Source organism: Brevibacterium sp. UBA7493 (assembly GCF_002479565.1).
In the GTDB taxonomy this organism is placed as follows: domain Bacteria; phylum Actinomycetota; class Actinomycetes; order Actinomycetales; family Brevibacteriaceae; genus Brevibacterium; species Brevibacterium luteolum.
Genome location: NZ_DLOD01000010.1, coordinates 187,307 through 204,033, shown reverse-complemented (window position 1 = coordinate 204,033; position 16,727 = coordinate 187,307). Strand labels below are relative to the sequence as shown.

Here is a 16,727-nt window from a genome sequence, read left to right as displayed (position 1 = left end):
CGCATGCTCACCGGCAACCGCTCGACCATGGGCGATGACTACCAGCTCAACCTCACCACTTTCCTCCGGCATGCCAACCGGACGTTCTCCGATGCACCAGTGACCTACCGCGATCTGGCCGGGCAGTGGCACCAGTCGGATTATGGCGAAGAGTACGCCCGCATCAGCCAGCTCGCCCACGCCCTTGATGAGCTCGGGATCGGTCCCGGCAGCACCGTCGGCGTTATGGACTGGAACTCCCGCCGCCACTTCGAACTGTACTTCGGCGTGCCGTGCGTGGCGGCGACGATGCTGCAGCTGAATCTGCGCCTGGCGGTCCCCGACCTCGCCTATGTCGTCAACCATTCGCAGACCGACTGGGTTTTCGTCGACGAATCGCTGCTGCCGTTGGCCGAGGCGTTCGCCCCGTCGACCTACGTCAAGGGCTGGGTGGTGCTCACAGACAAGCCGCTTGATCAGATCGAGACGAGCCTGGAGAACGTGTACTCCTATGAGGAGCTCATCGCCGGCAGGCCGAGTGACTACGACTGGCAGGTCATCGACGAGAACACCGCCGCCTATGCCGGCTACACCACCGGCACGACCGGCAAGCCCAAGGGCGTGTTCTACTCCCACCGGGCGATGTACCTGCACACGATGGCCTCACTGGCCGGCCTCCAGGTCGACTACACCGACGTCGTCATGCCGATCACGCCGATGTTCCACGTCATCTCCTGGGGCTTCCCGCAGACGGCGCTGGCCGCCGGTGCCGGTGTCGTGCTGCCGGGCCGCTTCGCCGCCACGGACATCACCCCGGTGGCCGAGGGGTTCACCCGCTTCGGTGTGACCGTCGCCAATGCCGCACCGGCCCTGCTGACTCCGCTGTTCGAGCACTTCAAGGCCCTCGACACTCCGCCGGATCTCTCCCGCACCCGGGTGGTCTCCGGTGCCAGTGAACCGCCGCTTGCGCTGCTCAAGGGGCTGACCGAGCTCACCGGCGTCAAGGTCATCCACGCCTACGGTGCGACCGAGACGACGCCGCTGGTGACCGTCAACTGGCATCTCAAGCCCGGCCTGGAGCTCAGCGAGGACGAGGTGTGGGATCTGCAGCGCTACCAAGGTCTGCCGGTCACCGGCATCGACGTCAAGATCGTCGACCCGGCCGGAGCTGAGGTGCCGGCCGGTGAACAGGGCGAGGTGCTCTTCCGCGGACCGTGGATCACGAGCAGCTACCACAACCTCGACGACAGCGCTGAGAGGTTCATGGACGGCTGGTGGCGCTCCGGCGACGCCGGGCTGCTGACCGAGCAGGGGTACCTCAAGCTCACCGACCGCCTCAAAGACGTCATCAAGTCCGGTGGTGAGTGGATCTCCTCGATTGACATGGAGAATGCGCTGCTCGATCACCCGCAGGTCGCCGAGGCCGCGGTCATCGCGGTGCCCGACCCCAAGTGGGATGAGCGCCCAGTCGCCTATGTCGTCGCCCGCGAAGACGGTGTGACGAAGGACAGCATCCTCGCCGTCCTCGCCGACCGGTTCGCCAAGTGGCAGCTGCCCGATGACGTCGTCTTCTGCGAGGAGCTGCCGCGCACCTCAGTGGGCAAGCTGGACAAGAAGCTGCTGCGCAGTCAGCACCAGCAGCAGGACTGACCCCAGACACAGAGGAGCCATCCTTCCGATACCCAATCAGGAATCGGGAGGATGGCTCCTCTCACTCTTCTCGGCCCAAAGACTGGTCGAATATTGCCCCTGATCCGTACCCGGGACCGTCACTTTGTGACCGGCCTTCTGCCGGGAAGCTCAGGCACGCAGATCCCGGGCCCGCAGACCTGCCCGACTCAGCCGACCGTCACGGGTGGATGAGCAGGTACACCCCGTCGCGGCGGCAGGTGACGATCTCCCAGCCGTCGGACATCAGGCCGGTGAAGGTGTCGCGCAGCGCCATCCGCCAGCGGGTCGCCAGCTCCGGGTCGACGCCGCGCAGCGACTCGATGTCGCTGGGGATCCGCACGCCGACGACCTCGCATTCTCGCGGCACGTCGCTCAGCCGCGGCTCACCGTCGACGGTGTCGAGGGCGAAGACCGGCTCAGCGCTCTCCAGCGCCTCCGGCAGCGGCGGGCGCTTTGGCAGGTCGAGCCGCCAGGACACGAGCATCCGGTCTGAGGCCTGGCCCTCGTTGACGCCGTCGCGCATCTGGCCGTAGAAGTCCTCGTAGTAGTCCAGCGCATTGACGCCGAGCCGGCTGAAGTTGAAGTAGGCGTTGCGGGCGATGAGCGGATCGAACGTCCACGTCATCTGTTTGATCCCGTGGTTGAGGCACCACAGCCGCTGGTGCAGCTTCATCGCCGCACCGGTGCCGCGGCCCACCTGTTCGTGGCGCACACCGGCGATGTGCGAGTGCATCATCTTGCCCAGCGGCTGACCGAAGAACCCGATCGTCACGCCGATGAGCGAGTCGTCCTCAACACCGAAGGCACCGGCGACGTAGTTGCCGGCATGGGCGAGTGCGACGATGAGCCCGGGCTCGAGCTGGGTGGTGCCGGCCCGGCCGACGTTCCACACCTCATCGAGCAGTAGCGAGGCCTCGGCTGCCTCAGCGGCGGTGTGCAGGCAGCGCATGACGACACCGGCTGACTCCTGTGCCTGGGCGAGCTGTTCCTCAGCTCCGGCGATGATGTTCTCGTTGCTCATAGATTTATTATTCCACGCCAGCGCACTACCGCCAGGGTGCTGGCCGTCCCGCGAGCCGGGCGGGGTCGAAATGTGGCAGGCGGCGGTGTACGTTTGCCCATATGCTCACCGAGACCCCGCTGACTGCCGCCATCATCGGCGCCGGCACGATCGGCCTGTCCTGGGCTAGGCTGTTCGCCTCCCACGGGCACCGCGTGCGCCTGTTCGATCCCCGCCCGGATCTCGACACGGTCGCCGGGAGGCTGGCCGCCGAGACCGAGGCGCCGATCGAGGTCTGCCAGTGCCTGACCGAGGCGGTGGGCGGCGCTGACCTGGTGCAGGAGTCCGGGCCGGAGAACCTCGAGGCCAAGACCCAGATGTTCGCTGACCTCGTCGACGCCGCCCCGGCTGACTGCGTGCTCGCCTCCTCGTCCTCGGCCCTGCTGCCGACGAAGATCGCTGCGCGTCTGTCCGATGAGGCAGCCGCCCGCATCCTTGTCAGCCACCCGTACAACCCGCCGCACGTCATGCCCCTGGTCGAGGTCGTTCCCGGTGAGCGCACCGCGCCCGAGGTGGTGACTGCCCTCCGCGACTTCCTCGTCACCTTGGGCCGCGTGCCGGTCGTGCTCGAGAAGGAAGCCCCCGGCTTCGTCGGCAACCGCCTGCAGAACGCCCTGCTGCGCGAAGCCACCCACATCGTCGAAGCCGGCATCGCCAGCGCCGCAGACGTCGACACCGTGCTGAAGAACTCACTCGGCATGCGCTGGGCTGCCGTCGGGCTGTTCGGCGGCCTGCACCTGGGTGGGGGACAAGCCGGGTTCCGCGGGCTCATGGAGCACATCGGCCCATCGTTCGCGCAGATCGACGTGACCGAACCGGACATGTCAGCCGACGGCATGGAACCGGTCTTCGAACAGGTCGAGCAGGCCTACCCATCAGCCGAGGCGCTCACCGCCGAACGTGACCGCATGCAGGAGGGCATCCTGCGCCTGCGCGCCGAGGTCGAGTCCGGTGACGCCCCCGAACCCGCCGACGACTGGGACGACGAGCCCGCGGAGTGAGGCCGAGCCTGCAGAGTGAGCACGGTGGGCTGGCTCAGATCCGCACGGCCTGCGCGGCCTGACTCAGACTGCCGCGCGGTAGAAGTACGTCGTCCGGTTCGTGATGAGCCCGGCGTCGTCGAAGGTGAGGAAGTCGGCGAACCGCTCGCTGGCCTCCGAACCGTCCTTGAGCGTGCCGGCGAACGATCCCTGCACGGCAGCCTGCTGGCCGGACACCAGCACCTCGGTGACGGTGTGCTTGCCTGAGACGATGATCCGCTCGCCGTGGTAGAAGTCCGTGATCGCCTGCCCAACCATCGTCGGGTAGCCCGGCCGGTCATAGCTGGCGTCGGCGGCGAACAGCGCCGATGTCGCATCGGCATCACTGGAGTCGACAGTGGCGTAGTAGCGGGCGGCGAGCTGTTCGATGCTGTGCTTCTCAGCGGTCACGATCGGTCCTCTCAACAGGTGGCGGGACGGGGTCTCAGCGCCAGTCTACGCCGGTTGAACAGCAGGCCCAGCGGCGACTAGCGTGGGCATCAACCGCCGGCGCACAGGCCGGCCTGCACCGTCGCAGCCTTAGGTAAGCGGTCTGCGACGGTCGAGTGAAAGGAATCACAGATGTCGCAGTATGCAGTCGTCAATCCCGCCACCGGTGAGGTCATCGAGGAGTTCCCGACCGCCACTGATGAGCAGATCACCGATGCGCTCGCCCGCTCGCACAACGCCTACGCCACCTGGTCCACCACCCCAGTGGAGGAGCGCACGGCAATCCTGTCGAAGGTCGCCCAGATCTACTCGGACCGCGCTGAGGAGCTTGCCGAGATCATCAAGCTCGAGATGGGCAAAGCCGTCCCGGAGGGCAAGGGCGAAGTCGCACTGTCGAGCATGATCTACCAGTACTTCGCCGACAACGCCGCCGAGTTCATCTCCGAGGAGAAGCTCAAGGGACCCAAGGACGGCGAGGCCTATCTGCTGCGCAAGCCGGTCGGCTCGCTGCTGGGCATCATGCCGTGGAACTTCCCGTACTACCAGGTCGCCCGCTTCGCCGCACCGAACTTGGCGCTGGGCAACACGATCATCCTCAAGCACGCCCCGCAGTGCCCGCGCTCGGCACAGGTGATGGAGGAGATCTTCGCCGAGGCCGGCCTGCCGGCCGACGCCTACATCAACGTCTACGCCACCAACGAGCAGGTCGCTGACATCATCCTGCCGGATCCGCGCAATCAGGGCGTGTCCCTGACCGGTTCCGAGCGTGCTGGATCGGCCGTGGCCGCCGAGGCGGGCAAGAACCTTAAGAAGGTGGTCCTCGAACTCGGCGGCTCGGACCCGTACGTCGTGCTCGACTCCGAGGATGTCGCCGCGACAGCCAAGACGCTGTTCCAGGCGCGGATGGGCAACACCGGCCAGGCCTGCAACTCGCCCAAGCGCATGATCGTCATGGACGACATCTACGACGAATTCGTCGAGAAGATCACGGAATCGGCCAAGAAGTTCACCCCGTCTGACCCGCTGGCCGAGAACTCACAGCTGAGCCCGCTGTCGTCGAAGGCAGCGCAGGAGCGGTTCATGGAGCAGGTCGAGGCGACGGTGGCTGACGGTGCGACCCTGCTGGCCGGTGGCAAGGCCTATGAAGGAGAGGGCTCCTTCGTCGAGCCAGTCGTGCTCACCGATGTGCAGAAGGGCAAGCGCGGCTACTACGAGGAGCTCTTCGGCCCGGCATTCATGATCTTCCGCGTCTCCTCCGACGAGGAAGCCGTCGAGTTGGCTAACGACACCCCGTTCGGTCTAGGCTCGGCAGTGTTCAGCTCGGATATGAGCCGGGCGGAGAAGGTCGCCGAACAGCTGCAGGCCGGCATGGTCTTCGTCAACGGACCTGAGCAGTCCCGGGAGTACCTGCCCTTCGGCGGTGTCAAGCGCTCCGGTGTCGGCCGTGAGCTCGGCCCGCTGGCGATGGACGAGTTCTGCAACAAGCAGCTGTACTACAAGAACAGCTGATCTCAGCGCATGATATTGGCCCGCCGGGTTCGCCCGGCGGGCCATCTCTTTTGACATGTGCGATCAGCGTGCCGGCTCAGCTCTCCCTGTTTCTCCGCGCGCCGGGTGAAGGCGACGACAGCGCTGTCGCACCTGTGCGCAGACATGACTGTGGCTCGCCGGGAGAATCCCCAGCGAGCCACAGAATGTCAGCTTCTCAGCTGTCGGTCATCACTGCTTGGGGCTCTTGCGACGGCCGACCACCATGGCTGCAGCTCCGACAGCCAGCAGGCTGACTGCACCGTAGAGCGCGGTCAGGTCTGAGCCGGTGCGCGGCAGCTCGTTGCGATTACGGTCACGGCCCTTGTCAGAGTCACCGCCGCCCTTGCCGTTGTCATCGGCATGGACGGAGAACGTTCCGTCGCTCTCGCCATCGCCGCAGATGACGGTGACGGTGTAGGTGCCGGTGTAGGCGGAGTCGGGAGCGTTGCCCGTGCCGTGGATATGCTCGATGACGGCGGTGCCGTCGTCGTTGGTGTCGGCGTCGACTTCGTAGCTCAGCTCGCCGTTCTCATGTTCGATGATGAACGCTGCTGCCTCACCGGGGTAGCAGTTCGTGACGGTGAGCTGAACACCCTTGTTCTCATTGCGGAAGTCGGTGACGCTGATCTTCTGCGGTGAGATCTTCAGCTCCGGCTCCATGGTCTCGTCGTCGCCGTCGTCTTCACCGATGATCGTGACGGTGAAGTCGAAGATCTTCGACTCTTCGCCCTCGCGGGAGACGGTGACGGTGAAGTCCACCTTGTCGCCGACCTCGAAGTTGCTCGGATCGCCCTTGTAGTAGACGCCGGTCGTCAGTTCGTCACCTTCAGCGGTATTTAACTCTTCGGTGAGGCTGTCGGTGACAACGTCTCCGGGCTGGAGGTTCGAGGCTGTGATGCTGATGCCCTTGTCCGGGTCGGCGAGGTCTGCAGCGGTGATCTCATCCGGGGCCGAGCTCACTTGCGGGTCGAACGCCGGGGCATCGTCGTCGCCGTCGTCTTCAGTCGGGTCTGGTGTCGGCGTGGATGCGGGATCCGTGGACTCCGGGGCTTTGGTCGCGGCCGGCTCCTCGGTCTTCGAAGCGGCAGGCTTCTGATTTTCATGAGTCTTCGTCTTGGCCTGCTTCTCGGCCGAGTCGTCGTGCTTTTCGTCCTCAGACTTCTGACCGGTGTCAGCCGGCTGCGTTGCCGGCTCGGTGGCAGCCTGTGCATCTTCTGGCGTCGGCTGCGCAAATGCGGCCGAGGAACCGAAGAGCGCACCGGCGCTGACGAGCGCGGCGGCGGAGGCTCCGGCAGCCAGGCGGCGGAGAGATGTGCGCTTCATGGGGCTGTCCCTTCGAAGGTCAGAGAAATATCAATTCTCTCTGAGAGTAACCTGGGTAACATCGGGTGACAACCAGGTTTCCTGAATGTTCGGTGAATCGGCCGGGATCTGCGGCACTTCGTCCGATAGTCGGCCGACCTGGGATGCCGGTCCAGGTCTCCGCTCTGAAGCCAGCACCCTGAACCCCGCCTCAGAGCCGGGGCGTCATCACCCGTAGCATGGTGCGAGCACATCCGACCGATCCGACCGCGATCAGTGGTCAGCACAACCGAAACTCAACGACGAGAAAGGCCCACACCCCATGGCTAGTCACACTCCGCCCCCGACCACCCCGGAAAGCCAGGAAGCGCAGTCGAACGCGCAGGCTTCACGCGGGCTCATGCGACCGCTGAATCACTTCCTCGAGCGCTGGGTGCCGTCATCGCTGGTCTTCGCCATCCTGCTCACCCTCGTCGTTGCGATACTTGCGTTCATCCTCACCGATGCCCGCCCCGTCGACGTGCTCACCGGTTGGGGAGAGGGCCTGGCCGGGCTGCTGGAGTTCATGACCCAGATGGCGCTCATCCTGCTGCTCGGCCACATCCTGGCTAACACCGGGCCGGTCCGCAAGGGCCTTTCCGCGCTGGCCGCCGTGCCGCAGAGCCCGCTCATGGCATACGTCTTCGTCTTCATCGTCGCCAGCTTCGCCTCTCTCATCACCTGGGGACTCGGTCTGGTCGTCGGCGCACTGCTCGCCCGTGAGATCGCCATCCAGGCTCGCGGCAGGCAGATGAAGGTCCACTTCCCGCTGCTCGTGGCTGCCGGCTACTCCGGCATGGTCGTGTGGCACATGGGCTACTCCGCTTCTGGTCCGCTGACCGCAGCCACCCCGGACTCCTTCCTCGCCGAATCCTTAGGCGGCCAGCTCATCCCGGTCTCCCAGACGATCTTCGCCGGCTGGAACATCGCCGCAGCCGCCGCCGTCATCATCGTCTGCGCCGCCCTGTTCGCTCTGGCCGCCCCGCGGAAGAACGACCCGGTCGTCGAACTGCCCGCCCACGTCGAATCCGAGGCCTACGACCCCGCCGGCGAGGACGTCGTGACACCTGCTGACCGGATCGACGCCTCGCGCATCCTCACCCTCATCACCGGGCTCGCCCTCGTGGCCTACCTCGCCGTCCACTTCGCACAGGGCGGCTCGCTCACCCTCGACATCGTCAACTGGTCGTTCCTGGCGCTCATCTTCCTGCTCGTGCGCAGCCCCTTCGAACTCATCCACCTGACGAAGGAGGCCGCCGCCAACGTCGGCGAGATCCTGCTGCAGTTCCCGCTCTATGCCGGCATCCTCGGGATGATGAAGGCCACCGGCCTCATCGTCGTCTTCTCCACCGCGCTCGTCTCGATCGCCAACCCGACGACCTTCGGCCTGCTCGCCTTCCTCGCCGCCGGCCTGGTCAACTTCTTCGTCCCCTCCGGCGGCGGCCAGTTCGCCGTGCAGGGCCCGATCATGCTCGATGCGGCCGACCAGCTCGGCGTCGACCCGACGGTGGCGATCATGGCGGTGTCCTACGGAGACCAGTGGACGAACATGATCCAGCCGTTCTGGGCCCTGCCGGTGCTTGCGATCGCCGGGCTGAAGATGCGCGACATCATCGGCTACACCACCTTGACCCTGCTCGGCGCCGGCGTCGTGCTCGGAGCGACCCTGCTCATCATCAGTCTGTGACCGCTCCCGAGGCGGTGGCCGGCTTGCGTTGTTAGAGTGCCCTCATGCCTGAGATCCGCGTCTCCGCCCTCGTCATCCGCCACCCTGAGCACCGTGAGCTGCTCATGGTCCGCAAGTCGGGCACCCGGGCGTTCATGCTGCCTGGCGGCAAGCCCGAACCTGGTGAGTCCGCTCGGCACGCGATCATCCGCGAAGCCGCCGAGGAGCTGCATCTTGAGCTTGCCGATGACCGGCTGACAGAGCTCGGCACATGGACGGCCGCAGCGGCCAATGAGGCCGGGCACGCGGTCAGCGGCACGGTCTTCGCCTACCGCGGGCTGCCCGGTGGGCTCAATGTCGCCGCGCCCGAGGTGTATGAGGAGATCACTGAGGCCGGCTGGTTCTCCTTCGATGACCTGCCAGCCGACACCGCCGAGCGCCGGTTCGCCTCCCTGACGCGTGAGTGCGTCATCCCGAATCTGCCCGACTGGCTGACCGAGGGCGCGAACACACCGGCGCAGCCGCGCTGACACGACAGAGATGACCTGACAGTGCCGCGCAGCCGGCCGAAACCGATCAGGCTGTCGGCACGGCCTGCGGCTCACTTCTTATTCGACTTCTTCGCTGTCGTCTTCTGAGCTGTCGATTTATTCGTCGCCGACTTCCTGGCTGTCGACTTCTTGCCGGTGGACTTCTTGGCAGCGGCCTTCTTCGGCGCAGCCTTCGTGGTGGTGCTCGTCTGCGGAGTCGTCTTCTTCACCGTGGAGGAAGCGGACTGGGACGATGTGTTCGACTTCGCCGCTGTCGTCGTGGCAGGCTTTGTGCCGTCAACCGTCGCCGCAGTGTCGTCAGCGGCGAGTTCGCCGAGTTCGGCGTATGCGTAGAGGGCGCGGTAGACCTCGCGCAGGCTGACGTTCGCTTCGCTGGCGATCATCCGCACGACGCCCAGGTAGTCCTCATACGGCACGCGGGCGGTGTTCTTCGACTCCAGCAGGCCCGCATCGAAGAGCACGCCGACCGAGCGGGCGTCCATGAGCGCGAAATCCGCGGGGTAGACCGCTGAGAGGATCGCACTGGCGAAGGGCTTGCCGACCCCGTCGATGATCGACAGGATCGGAATCCGCCAGCGATCAGGGGTGTCCTCCTCCAGCGCCAGGAAGGTCAGGTACTCGATGTCCTTCTGCGTGGTCTTGTCAGAGTAGCCGGTGAGTATCGGCAGAACGGCAACCGCCTTCCATTCCGCAAAGCGCAGCAGCGACTTGTACTTCAGCCGCTCCTTCTTGCGTGCCTTCTTCGCGTCCTTGGTCAGCAGGCGCTCTTCGAGCTCGGTGATCACATAGCGCGGGGCATAGCGGGCGATGAATTCCGAGGTGATGCGCAGAGCCGTCATGACGGCATTATATCTGTCACAGTCGTGACCAGGTCAGACGCCACCGGACAGCACAGCCGCCGCAAGGCCCGAAAGCAGGGCGACTGCGATGACGACAATCATGACGATGACCACCGGGCCTGCACCTCGCGAGCGGCGCAGCCCAGCCGCAGGCGAAAAGCTCATGTTCGACCGGTCAGGAGCTGGGCGTGGGGTGTGGGTGTCCGGGGGAGTGGCCGGCAGGCCGTAGAGGTCTCGAGGGATGTCCCGATGAGGTGGGCGTGAGTACACAGCAGACTCCTGGAATCAGCTCGGCGGTGGAGGACTCACCACCGAGTCAACCCCGAGCCGTTGCATCATGCGTGCTCGGTATGTGGCAGGTCCGCCACAAGAGTCCCAGCGACCGGGCATGCCACATGTCCCAGCGACCGGGCATGGAACTGGGCGGCGCACCACAGTGCACCGCCCAGCCACGGGTCTCTGTCCATTCGTCCCAGCGGACGTCGGTGATGGGGCTCAGCAGGGACGGGTCTCCGGGGAGACAGTGAGCTTCGGGTCGTTCTTGACGACACCTGCGAGGGCATCGTCGATCTTCGAAAGCACATCTGCATCGAGCTTGACCCCGGCGGCATCAGCGTTCGAGCTGATCTGCTCCGGGCGCGAGGCGCCGACGAGTGCGGCAGCGACGTTGTCGTTGGCCAGCACCCAGGCGATCGCCAACTGCGCCATCGTCAGGTTCAGGTCCTGGGCGATCGGCTCGAGCTTGGCAACGGCTTTGAGGGTCTCGTCCTCCAGCAGTCCGGCCACGGCCTTCGCGCCACCGGACTCATCGGTGGCACGCGAACCTTCGGGCAGCGGCTGGCCGGGCTTGTACTTGCCGGTCAGCACACCCTGGGCGATCGGCGACCACACGATCTGGGAGATGCCCAGCTCCTGGCAGGTCGGCACCACCTCGGGTTCGATGACCCGCCAGAGCATGTTGTACTGCGGCTGTGAGGAGATGAGCTGGATGCCGAGATCCTTGGCCATCCCGTGGGCGGCGCGGATCTGCTCGGCGGTCCATTCGCTCACGCCGATGTAGAGGGCCTTGCCGGAGCGGACGACATCAGCAAACGCCTGCATCGTCTCTTCCAGCGGGGTCTCATAGTCGTAGCGGTGCGCCTGGTAGAGGTCGACGTAGTCGGTCTGCAGGCGGGAGAGCGAACCGTTGATCGATTCCATGATGTGTTTGCGCGACAGGCCGCAGTCGTTGTGCCCGCGCGGGCCGGTGGGCCAGTAGACCTTGGTGAAGATCTCCAGCGATTCGCGGCGCTGGCCCTTGAGGGCCTCGCCGAGGACCGATTCGGCCTTGGTGTTGGCGTAGACGTCTGCGGTGTCGAAGCTCGTGATGCCGGCGTCGAGTGCGGCGTGCACGCACTTGGTGGCGATCTCGTTCTCCACCTGGGAGCCGTGGGTGAGCCAGTTGCCGTAGGTGATCTCGGAGATCTTGAGTCCGGAGTTGCCGAGGTAACGGAATTCCATCAGGTAGTCCTCTCTTGCAGATCAACGGCCGGCGCCTGCCTGGCGCAGCCTCACCTCCTCACACTACCGTCGGCTCAGGCTCTTGCGGGTTGTCGTAGCCACTGTGTTCCCTGAACCGGTCATGGTTGAATGGTGTTTATGAGTGCCGAGTGGTCTGAGGTGCGGGGTGCCGTGTCGAACGCGCAGTGGGATGAGGCCATCGCACATCTGACCGGCATGCGACGGATCCCGCAGGACATCGCCTACGTGCTCGCCCGGGAGTCCCACGACCACCCGGAGTTCCGCCAGATCCTGCTGACCCTTGATTCCGTGCAGGACTGCGTCATCAACGCCGTCGACCCTGAGCGCACCGGACGATGGAACTCGATGTCAATCATCCGCCACTTCGAGTCGCCGTTCGCCGACTGGATCGACAAACCCGCCTACGCGCTGCGCTCCCTGATCGCCACCCGCAGGCAGAAGCGCGCCTGCGGGGTGCGCGAGTCGATCGTCCTGGACAAAGAGAAGGCCGGCGAACCGATCCCCACCGACACCGTCGGCGAGGTGTGGGAGAGGATCCTGCGCGAAGAGGACTACCTCAACGTGCCGCGCAGCCAGTTTTACGAATGGCGCTACGAGGATGTCATTCGGCGCTTCCCGGAGAAGTCCAGCCACGGTGCCGATGACCCGGCGAAGCCGGGATTGGCGAAGGAGGCCGCGCGGATCATCTGCGGGTGGGGCCCCGATGAGCTGCGCGTCCAGCTGGCCGTCAACCCCGACCTTCCACTCGATGTCCTCCTGACCCTCATCGACGACCCGTCGGAGGCGGTCGCCCGAGCATGTGCGAACAACCCGCAGTGCACCGGCGACCTGGCCAACCGCCTCGAAGCCCGATTCCCTGATATGGGTGCGGTTCTCGACAAGCACCCGAATGCTGACATCGATCGTCAGCTGCGCATTCCTGCCTGCGACGTAAACGAGGAGATCCTGCCCTCCTTCCTCAGGGCAACCATGGCCACCTCTGAGGAAGCTGACCAGCTGCGCTCGCGGCTCACCGTCGGCAGCACCGCTGATGCAGCACTCGGTTCGGTCTGGCTCGAAGTCGCGTGGCGGGAAGCGGAGGACCGCATAGCGCTGAGCTGATGACGCTGGTGCATATCTGCCTATTCCGGGTTGCCGTGCAGGGGCCCAGGCTAGGGTGATGAGCATGAGTTTTCCGACACGATCCGACCAGTTGCGTCGAGTCGGCGTCCAGGCTGTCAATCGTGGCCGGTCGATCGCACGCACCAGTGCGGCATTGGTGCGCGGTCGTCTCGTCGAACGCAGACTTGATCCGACATATGCACCGCAACCGGACGACGCTTTCGTCGTCGCGGCCTATTTCGCCGGGGATGCGGCCAGCCTCTACCAGCTGCGTGAATGGCTGCTGCCGTTTGAGAGGCTGTCTGAGCGCCTTGTCGAAGAAGGCCACGGTGAGGCCCCGTTGGCGATCTTCTGTCGCAATGCTGATCACGCCCGCCGCATCACACCGGCTACGCAGCTTCCGATTCGTTTCGGCCGACTTGCCAAGGACCTTGAAGCCTTTATGGGCCAGTCGAGTCTGCGTGTCGTCTTCTACGTCAACCAAGCCACGATGAACTTCCAGTCGCTGCGCTTCACCCGGCCAGCGCATGTGCACCTGAGCCACGGGGAGAGCGAGAAGGTCTCGATGATCTCCAATCAGCTCAAGGCCTATGACTACATCTTCACTGCTGGCCAGGCCGCTCGCCAGCGCCTCTTAGGCACGCTTGTCGGATTCCGGGAGCAGGGAGGCGAAGCGCGCATGATCGACATCGGTCGCCCGCAGCTCGACGCACCGCGCCAGGCGCCGCAGGCCTGGCGGGAGATGACGGATAGCGAACGGCTGACCGTGTTCTACGCACCCACCTGGGAGGGCGACTCGCCGTCGATGGCGTACGGCACCCTCAAACACAACGGCCCGGCAATCGTGCGCGGGCTGCTTGAAGCCGGCTGTCGGGTGATCTTCCGCCCCCACCCGCGCACCGGGGTCATAGACGTCGAGACAGCACAGGCGCTTGCTGCGGTCAAACAGTTGGTGATCGAGCATCCGCGCGGATACCTCGATGATGATGTGCGGCTGGGGTGGCAATTCGACGCAGCTGATGCATGCCTTGCCGAAATGTCGGCAGTGGCCTTCGACTGGCTCTCGACAGGCAAGCCGCTCGTACTCATCCGGCCGGATGATCCCGGTGCAGAAGTGCTGCCCGGTGGGCTCTTAGACCGTGCGCCTGCGGGTGATGCGCGTCAACCGAGTGAAATCGTCGATCTAGTGACCGCAACTGCGGGTTCGTCCGACAGCGGTGCGGCGCGCGATGCCCAGGCCTACTACCTCGGAAACACGGAACCGGGTCAGCAGCAGCTTCGCTTCGAAGCCGCGACCATTCAAATCGTCGGAGAACGCAGCGCAGAGTGAATTCAGTGGGCCGGGGGCGCACTGATGCAAGCCAGGTGAGAGGCAAGAGACGGTAGGCCTCCGAGGGGCGTTCGCGCAGATTTTACCTAAGCGTAATGAAGCCGTTACCATTATCCGGATCCCGGCCTGCTTCCCGGCGGGGCCCTGTTACCGTCGCTTCCAAACAATGGAGACTTCACCAATGCGCCGCATCATCACTTACGGCACGTTCGACTTGCTGCACTACGGCCACATCCGGTTGCTGCAGCGGTGCAAAGAGCAAGGCGACTATCTCGTAGTAGCGCTTTCGACGGATGAGTTCAATGCTGGCAAGGGAAAGAAGTCGTACTTCAGCTACGAAGATCGCAAGCGAATGCTCGAAGCGATCAGGTACGTCGACCTCGTTATCCCAGAGGAAACGTGGGAGCAGAAACCCGACGACGTACAGCGGTATCACATCGACGTATTCGTCATGGGCGACGACTGGGAAGGGAAGTTCGACGAACTCGAAGAGCACTGCGAGGTCGTCTACTTGCCGCGCACCCCAGAGATCTCGACGACGCAGATCAAGGCCGACCTCAAGTCCTGAGCCGCGGCTGCGTTTTCGCCTGTCACAGTGTCAGAGAAATGAACTCAGGGTAAACTGGGCGTTCAGGCCCAACAGATTCCATGAGAGCGAGCTGAGGAGGGCACGTGCTGAGTCCCGCCCGGCCACAGCGTCCGACACTCGAAGAGCTGCGCGCTGTCGCACAGCCTCCGGACGTGCGTGCCCGGAAGAACGCCGAGCACTGGACTGCACAGCTGTACCTGCGCCATTTCTCGATCTATACGACGGTACTGCTCGTACGCACCCCGATCACCGCCAACGGCGTCACCGGCCTCATGATTCTCTCCGGGTGGCTCATCGCAGCCTCGCTGTTGATACCGGGGCTGGTCGGCGCGGTCTTAGCGCTGTTCTTCTCGCAGCTGCAGATGTACCTCGACTGCTGCGACGGTGAGGTCGCCCGCTGGCGCGGCACAACGGGCGCCACAGGCGTCTTCCTCGACAAAGTCGGCCATTACACCACCGAAGGACTCGTTGCGATCGCCCTGGGCGCCCGTGCCAGCGGTGAGTTCTCCAACCTGCACGACGACCCGGCGGGCTCATACCCGTACCTGCTGGCCGGAGCGGTCCTCGGCTTCCTTGTGATCCTCAACAAGGCGCTCAACGACATGGTGCATGTCGCCCGCGCCTTCAACGGCCTCGGCAAGCTGCCGGACACCGCTCAGGCCACCGCTATTCCCTCGGGTCTTCTCGCCACCCTCAAGCGGGTCGCCCGCTTCGTTCCATTCCACCGCCTGTACCACTCAGTCGAGATGTCGATTCTGGCAGTCATCGCCGCGATCGTCACTCTCGTCGCCTCAGCCAGTGCGGGACCAGAGCTCATTGGAGAACGCTGGCTCATCACCCTCCTCGTGCCGCTGTGTGCGCTGTCGGTGATCGGGCACTTCCTGGCGATCATGGCCTCAAGGAGATTGTCGGCATGACACACGAACACATCCATACGCATAAGGACGCCACTCGGCCGATCCCGACGGGGGCCTTCGACACCCCGCAGCTCGAGTCCCTGCGTGACAGTTCGCGGGAGCGCCGCAAACTCGAACGTGCGGTGCGCGCCCGCCACGGCCACCTGCCCGGTGCCGCGGCTGCGGAGGAGAAGGCTGCTGCGAAGAAGTCGCGTCTGTACTCCTTCGGTGTCGTCGTGCTCACACAGGGTAAGAGGTTGGATGACCTGCGCCGCGGCATTGATTCGCTGCTCGCTCAGCGCGGCGTCGATCTCGACATCATCTGCGTGGGCAACGGCTGGGAGCCATCTGGCCTGCCGGCGCAGGTCAAGACGCAGGCGCTGCCGAACAACATCGGCATCCCGGCCGGACGCAACGAGGGCGTGCCGCATGTCGAGGGGGAGTTCCTCTTCTTCCTTGATGATGATGCCTGGTTGCCTGACGACACGACCCTCATGCGCATGGCGCAGCTCATGCGCACCAAGCCCAGCATCGGTCTCATCCAGCCGCGCGTCGAGGACCCCTTCGGCACACCGGCACCCAAACGCTGGATTCCGCGCCTGAAGAAGGGCAGCGCTGAGCAGTCCTCGAACGTCTTCTCCGTGTGGGAGGGTGCGGTGTGCCTGCAGCGCAAGGCCTTCGACGCTTGTGGCGGCTGGCCAGCGCCGTTCTGGTACGCCCATGAGGGTATCGAACTGGCCTGGCGGATCTGGGATGCTGGCTACCAGGTCTGGTACATGGGCGATGTCTCGGTTGCCCATCCAGTGATCGACCAGCGGCGGCACGAAGAGTACTTCTACATGAACGCCCGCAACCGCGTGTGGCTGGCCAGACGAAACCTGCCGCTGCCGTTCAGCCTGGCCTACGTGGGGTCCTGGACGCTTATGCAGACTGCGCGTTGGGCGACCAAACCCGAGCAGCTGCGGCCCTGGTTCAGCGGCTGGATCGATGGTTGGCGCGATGACCCCTGGGGTCCTGAAGAAGATCACGAAAAGCTCTCCACTCGCGGACTGCTGCGGATGGCCCGCTACGGCCGACCGCCAGTCGTGTAGAGCTGACTGGTTCACTTGGACAAGGGTGTGGGGCCCGCGGCTCGTGCGGCTCAGCACTCACCAGAACCGCTCTCGTGTGGAGAAGCACCTGAA

Annotated in this window: 16 protein-coding genes; 10 read left to right on the top strand and 6 right to left on the bottom strand. The window is 64.9% G+C overall.

What is annotated here, in order from left to right:
• Nucleotides 1–3 precede the first annotated feature (3 nt).
• Nucleotides 4–1,629 (top strand): long-chain-fatty-acid--CoA ligase, encoded by a 1,626-nt coding sequence (locus B4E96_RS06995; protein ID WP_286956939.1) that lies wholly within the window; start codon nt 4–6, stop codon nt 1,627–1,629.
• Between the two features lie 199 nt (nt 1,630–1,828).
• Here B4E96_RS06995 and B4E96_RS06990 read toward each other — a convergent pair whose 3' ends face one another.
• Nucleotides 1,829–2,671 carry a hypothetical protein gene (locus tag B4E96_RS06990; protein ID WP_286956937.1) on the bottom strand — a complete coding sequence of 281 codons (843 nt, stop codon included), beginning with the start codon at nt 2,669–2,671 and terminating at the stop codon, nt 1,829–1,831.
• 101 nt (nt 2,672–2,772) lie between these two features.
• On the opposite strand from B4E96_RS06990, the gene B4E96_RS06985 reads away from it, so the two are divergent.
• Nucleotides 2,773–3,711 (top strand): 3-hydroxyacyl-CoA dehydrogenase family protein, encoded by a 939-nt coding sequence (locus B4E96_RS06985; RefSeq protein ID WP_286956936.1) that lies wholly within the window; start codon nt 2,773–2,775, stop codon nt 3,709–3,711.
• Between the two features lie 63 nt (nt 3,712–3,774).
• Here B4E96_RS06985 and B4E96_RS06980 read toward each other — a convergent pair whose 3' ends face one another.
• On the bottom strand, nt 3,775–4,140 hold the full coding sequence (locus tag B4E96_RS06980; protein WP_286956935.1) for a nuclear transport factor 2 family protein: 366 nt from the start codon (nt 4,138–4,140) through the stop codon (nt 3,775–3,777).
• Nucleotides 4,141–4,311: 171 nt separating this feature from the next.
• Between B4E96_RS06980 and B4E96_RS06975 the strand changes: the two genes are divergently transcribed.
• Nucleotides 4,312–5,688: an NAD-dependent succinate-semialdehyde dehydrogenase gene (locus tag B4E96_RS06975; protein WP_286956934.1), complete on the top strand. Its 1,377-nt coding sequence runs from the start codon at nt 4,312–4,314 to the stop codon at nt 5,686–5,688.
• A 210-nt stretch (nt 5,689–5,898) separates the two neighbouring features.
• Here B4E96_RS06975 and B4E96_RS06970 read toward each other — a convergent pair whose 3' ends face one another.
• Nucleotides 5,899–7,032: a hypothetical protein gene (locus B4E96_RS06970; RefSeq protein WP_286956933.1), complete on the bottom strand. Its 1,134-nt coding sequence runs from the start codon at nt 7,030–7,032 to the stop codon at nt 5,899–5,901.
• 379 nt (nt 7,033–7,411) lie between these two features.
• Here B4E96_RS06970 and B4E96_RS06965 point away from each other — a divergent pair, with 379 nt between their 5' ends.
• Together B4E96_RS06965 and B4E96_RS06960 are read left to right on the top strand one after the other, a co-directional pair.
• A complete protein-coding gene (locus B4E96_RS06965) occupies nt 7,412–8,737 on the top strand; it encodes a short-chain fatty acid transporter (RefSeq protein WP_259877283.1) in 1,326 nt (441 codons plus the stop codon).
• A 44-nt stretch (nt 8,738–8,781) separates the two neighbouring features.
• Entirely contained in the window at nt 8,782–9,246 is a 465-nt protein-coding gene (locus B4E96_RS06960; protein WP_286956932.1) for an NUDIX hydrolase, read from the top strand.
• A 71-nt stretch (nt 9,247–9,317) separates the two neighbouring features.
• On the opposite strand, the gene B4E96_RS06955 is transcribed toward B4E96_RS06960, so the two are convergent.
• From B4E96_RS06955 to B4E96_RS06945, 3 genes are all read right to left on the bottom strand, one after another.
• Nucleotides 9,318–10,106, bottom strand: coding sequence for a hypothetical protein (locus tag B4E96_RS06955; RefSeq protein WP_286956931.1), 789 nt, complete (start codon nt 10,104–10,106; stop codon nt 9,318–9,320).
• A 33-nt stretch (nt 10,107–10,139) separates the two neighbouring features.
• Nucleotides 10,140–10,271, bottom strand: coding sequence for a hypothetical protein (locus B4E96_RS06950; RefSeq protein ID WP_286956930.1), 132 nt, complete (start codon nt 10,269–10,271; stop codon nt 10,140–10,142).
• Nucleotides 10,272–10,601: 330 nt separating this feature from the next.
• A complete protein-coding gene (locus B4E96_RS06945; protein WP_286956929.1) occupies nt 10,602–11,606 on the bottom strand; it encodes an aldo/keto reductase family protein in 1,005 nt (334 codons plus the stop codon).
• A 138-nt stretch (nt 11,607–11,744) separates the two neighbouring features.
• Between B4E96_RS06945 and B4E96_RS06940 the strand changes: the two genes are divergently transcribed.
• The 5 genes from B4E96_RS06940 to B4E96_RS06920 all read left to right on the top strand — a co-directional run bounded on the left by B4E96_RS06940 (nt 11,745) and on the right by B4E96_RS06920 (nt 16,634).
• Nucleotides 11,745–12,728, top strand: a complete 984-nt coding sequence (locus B4E96_RS06940; protein WP_286956928.1) for a hypothetical protein — start codon at nt 11,745–11,747, stop codon at nt 12,726–12,728.
• 64 nt (nt 12,729–12,792) lie between these two features.
• Nucleotides 12,793–14,058: a CDP-glycerol glycerophosphotransferase family protein gene (locus B4E96_RS06935; protein ID WP_286956927.1), complete on the top strand. Its 1,266-nt coding sequence runs from the start codon at nt 12,793–12,795 to the stop codon at nt 14,056–14,058.
• Between the two features lie 181 nt (nt 14,059–14,239).
• Complete coding sequence (gene tagD / locus B4E96_RS06930; protein ID WP_217006513.1) at nt 14,240–14,626, top strand: glycerol-3-phosphate cytidylyltransferase; 387 nt, start codon at nt 14,240–14,242, stop codon at nt 14,624–14,626.
• 104 nt (nt 14,627–14,730) lie between these two features.
• Nucleotides 14,731–15,564 (top strand): CDP-alcohol phosphatidyltransferase family protein, encoded by an 834-nt coding sequence (locus tag B4E96_RS06925; RefSeq protein ID WP_286956926.1) that lies wholly within the window; start codon nt 14,731–14,733, stop codon nt 15,562–15,564.
• Nucleotides 15,561–16,634, top strand: a complete 1,074-nt coding sequence (locus tag B4E96_RS06920; RefSeq protein ID WP_286956925.1) for a glycosyltransferase family 2 protein — start codon at nt 15,561–15,563, stop codon at nt 16,632–16,634. Before B4E96_RS06925 ends, B4E96_RS06920 begins: the two co-directional genes overlap by 4 nt.
• The last annotated feature ends 93 nt before the right edge of the window (nt 16,635–16,727 follow it).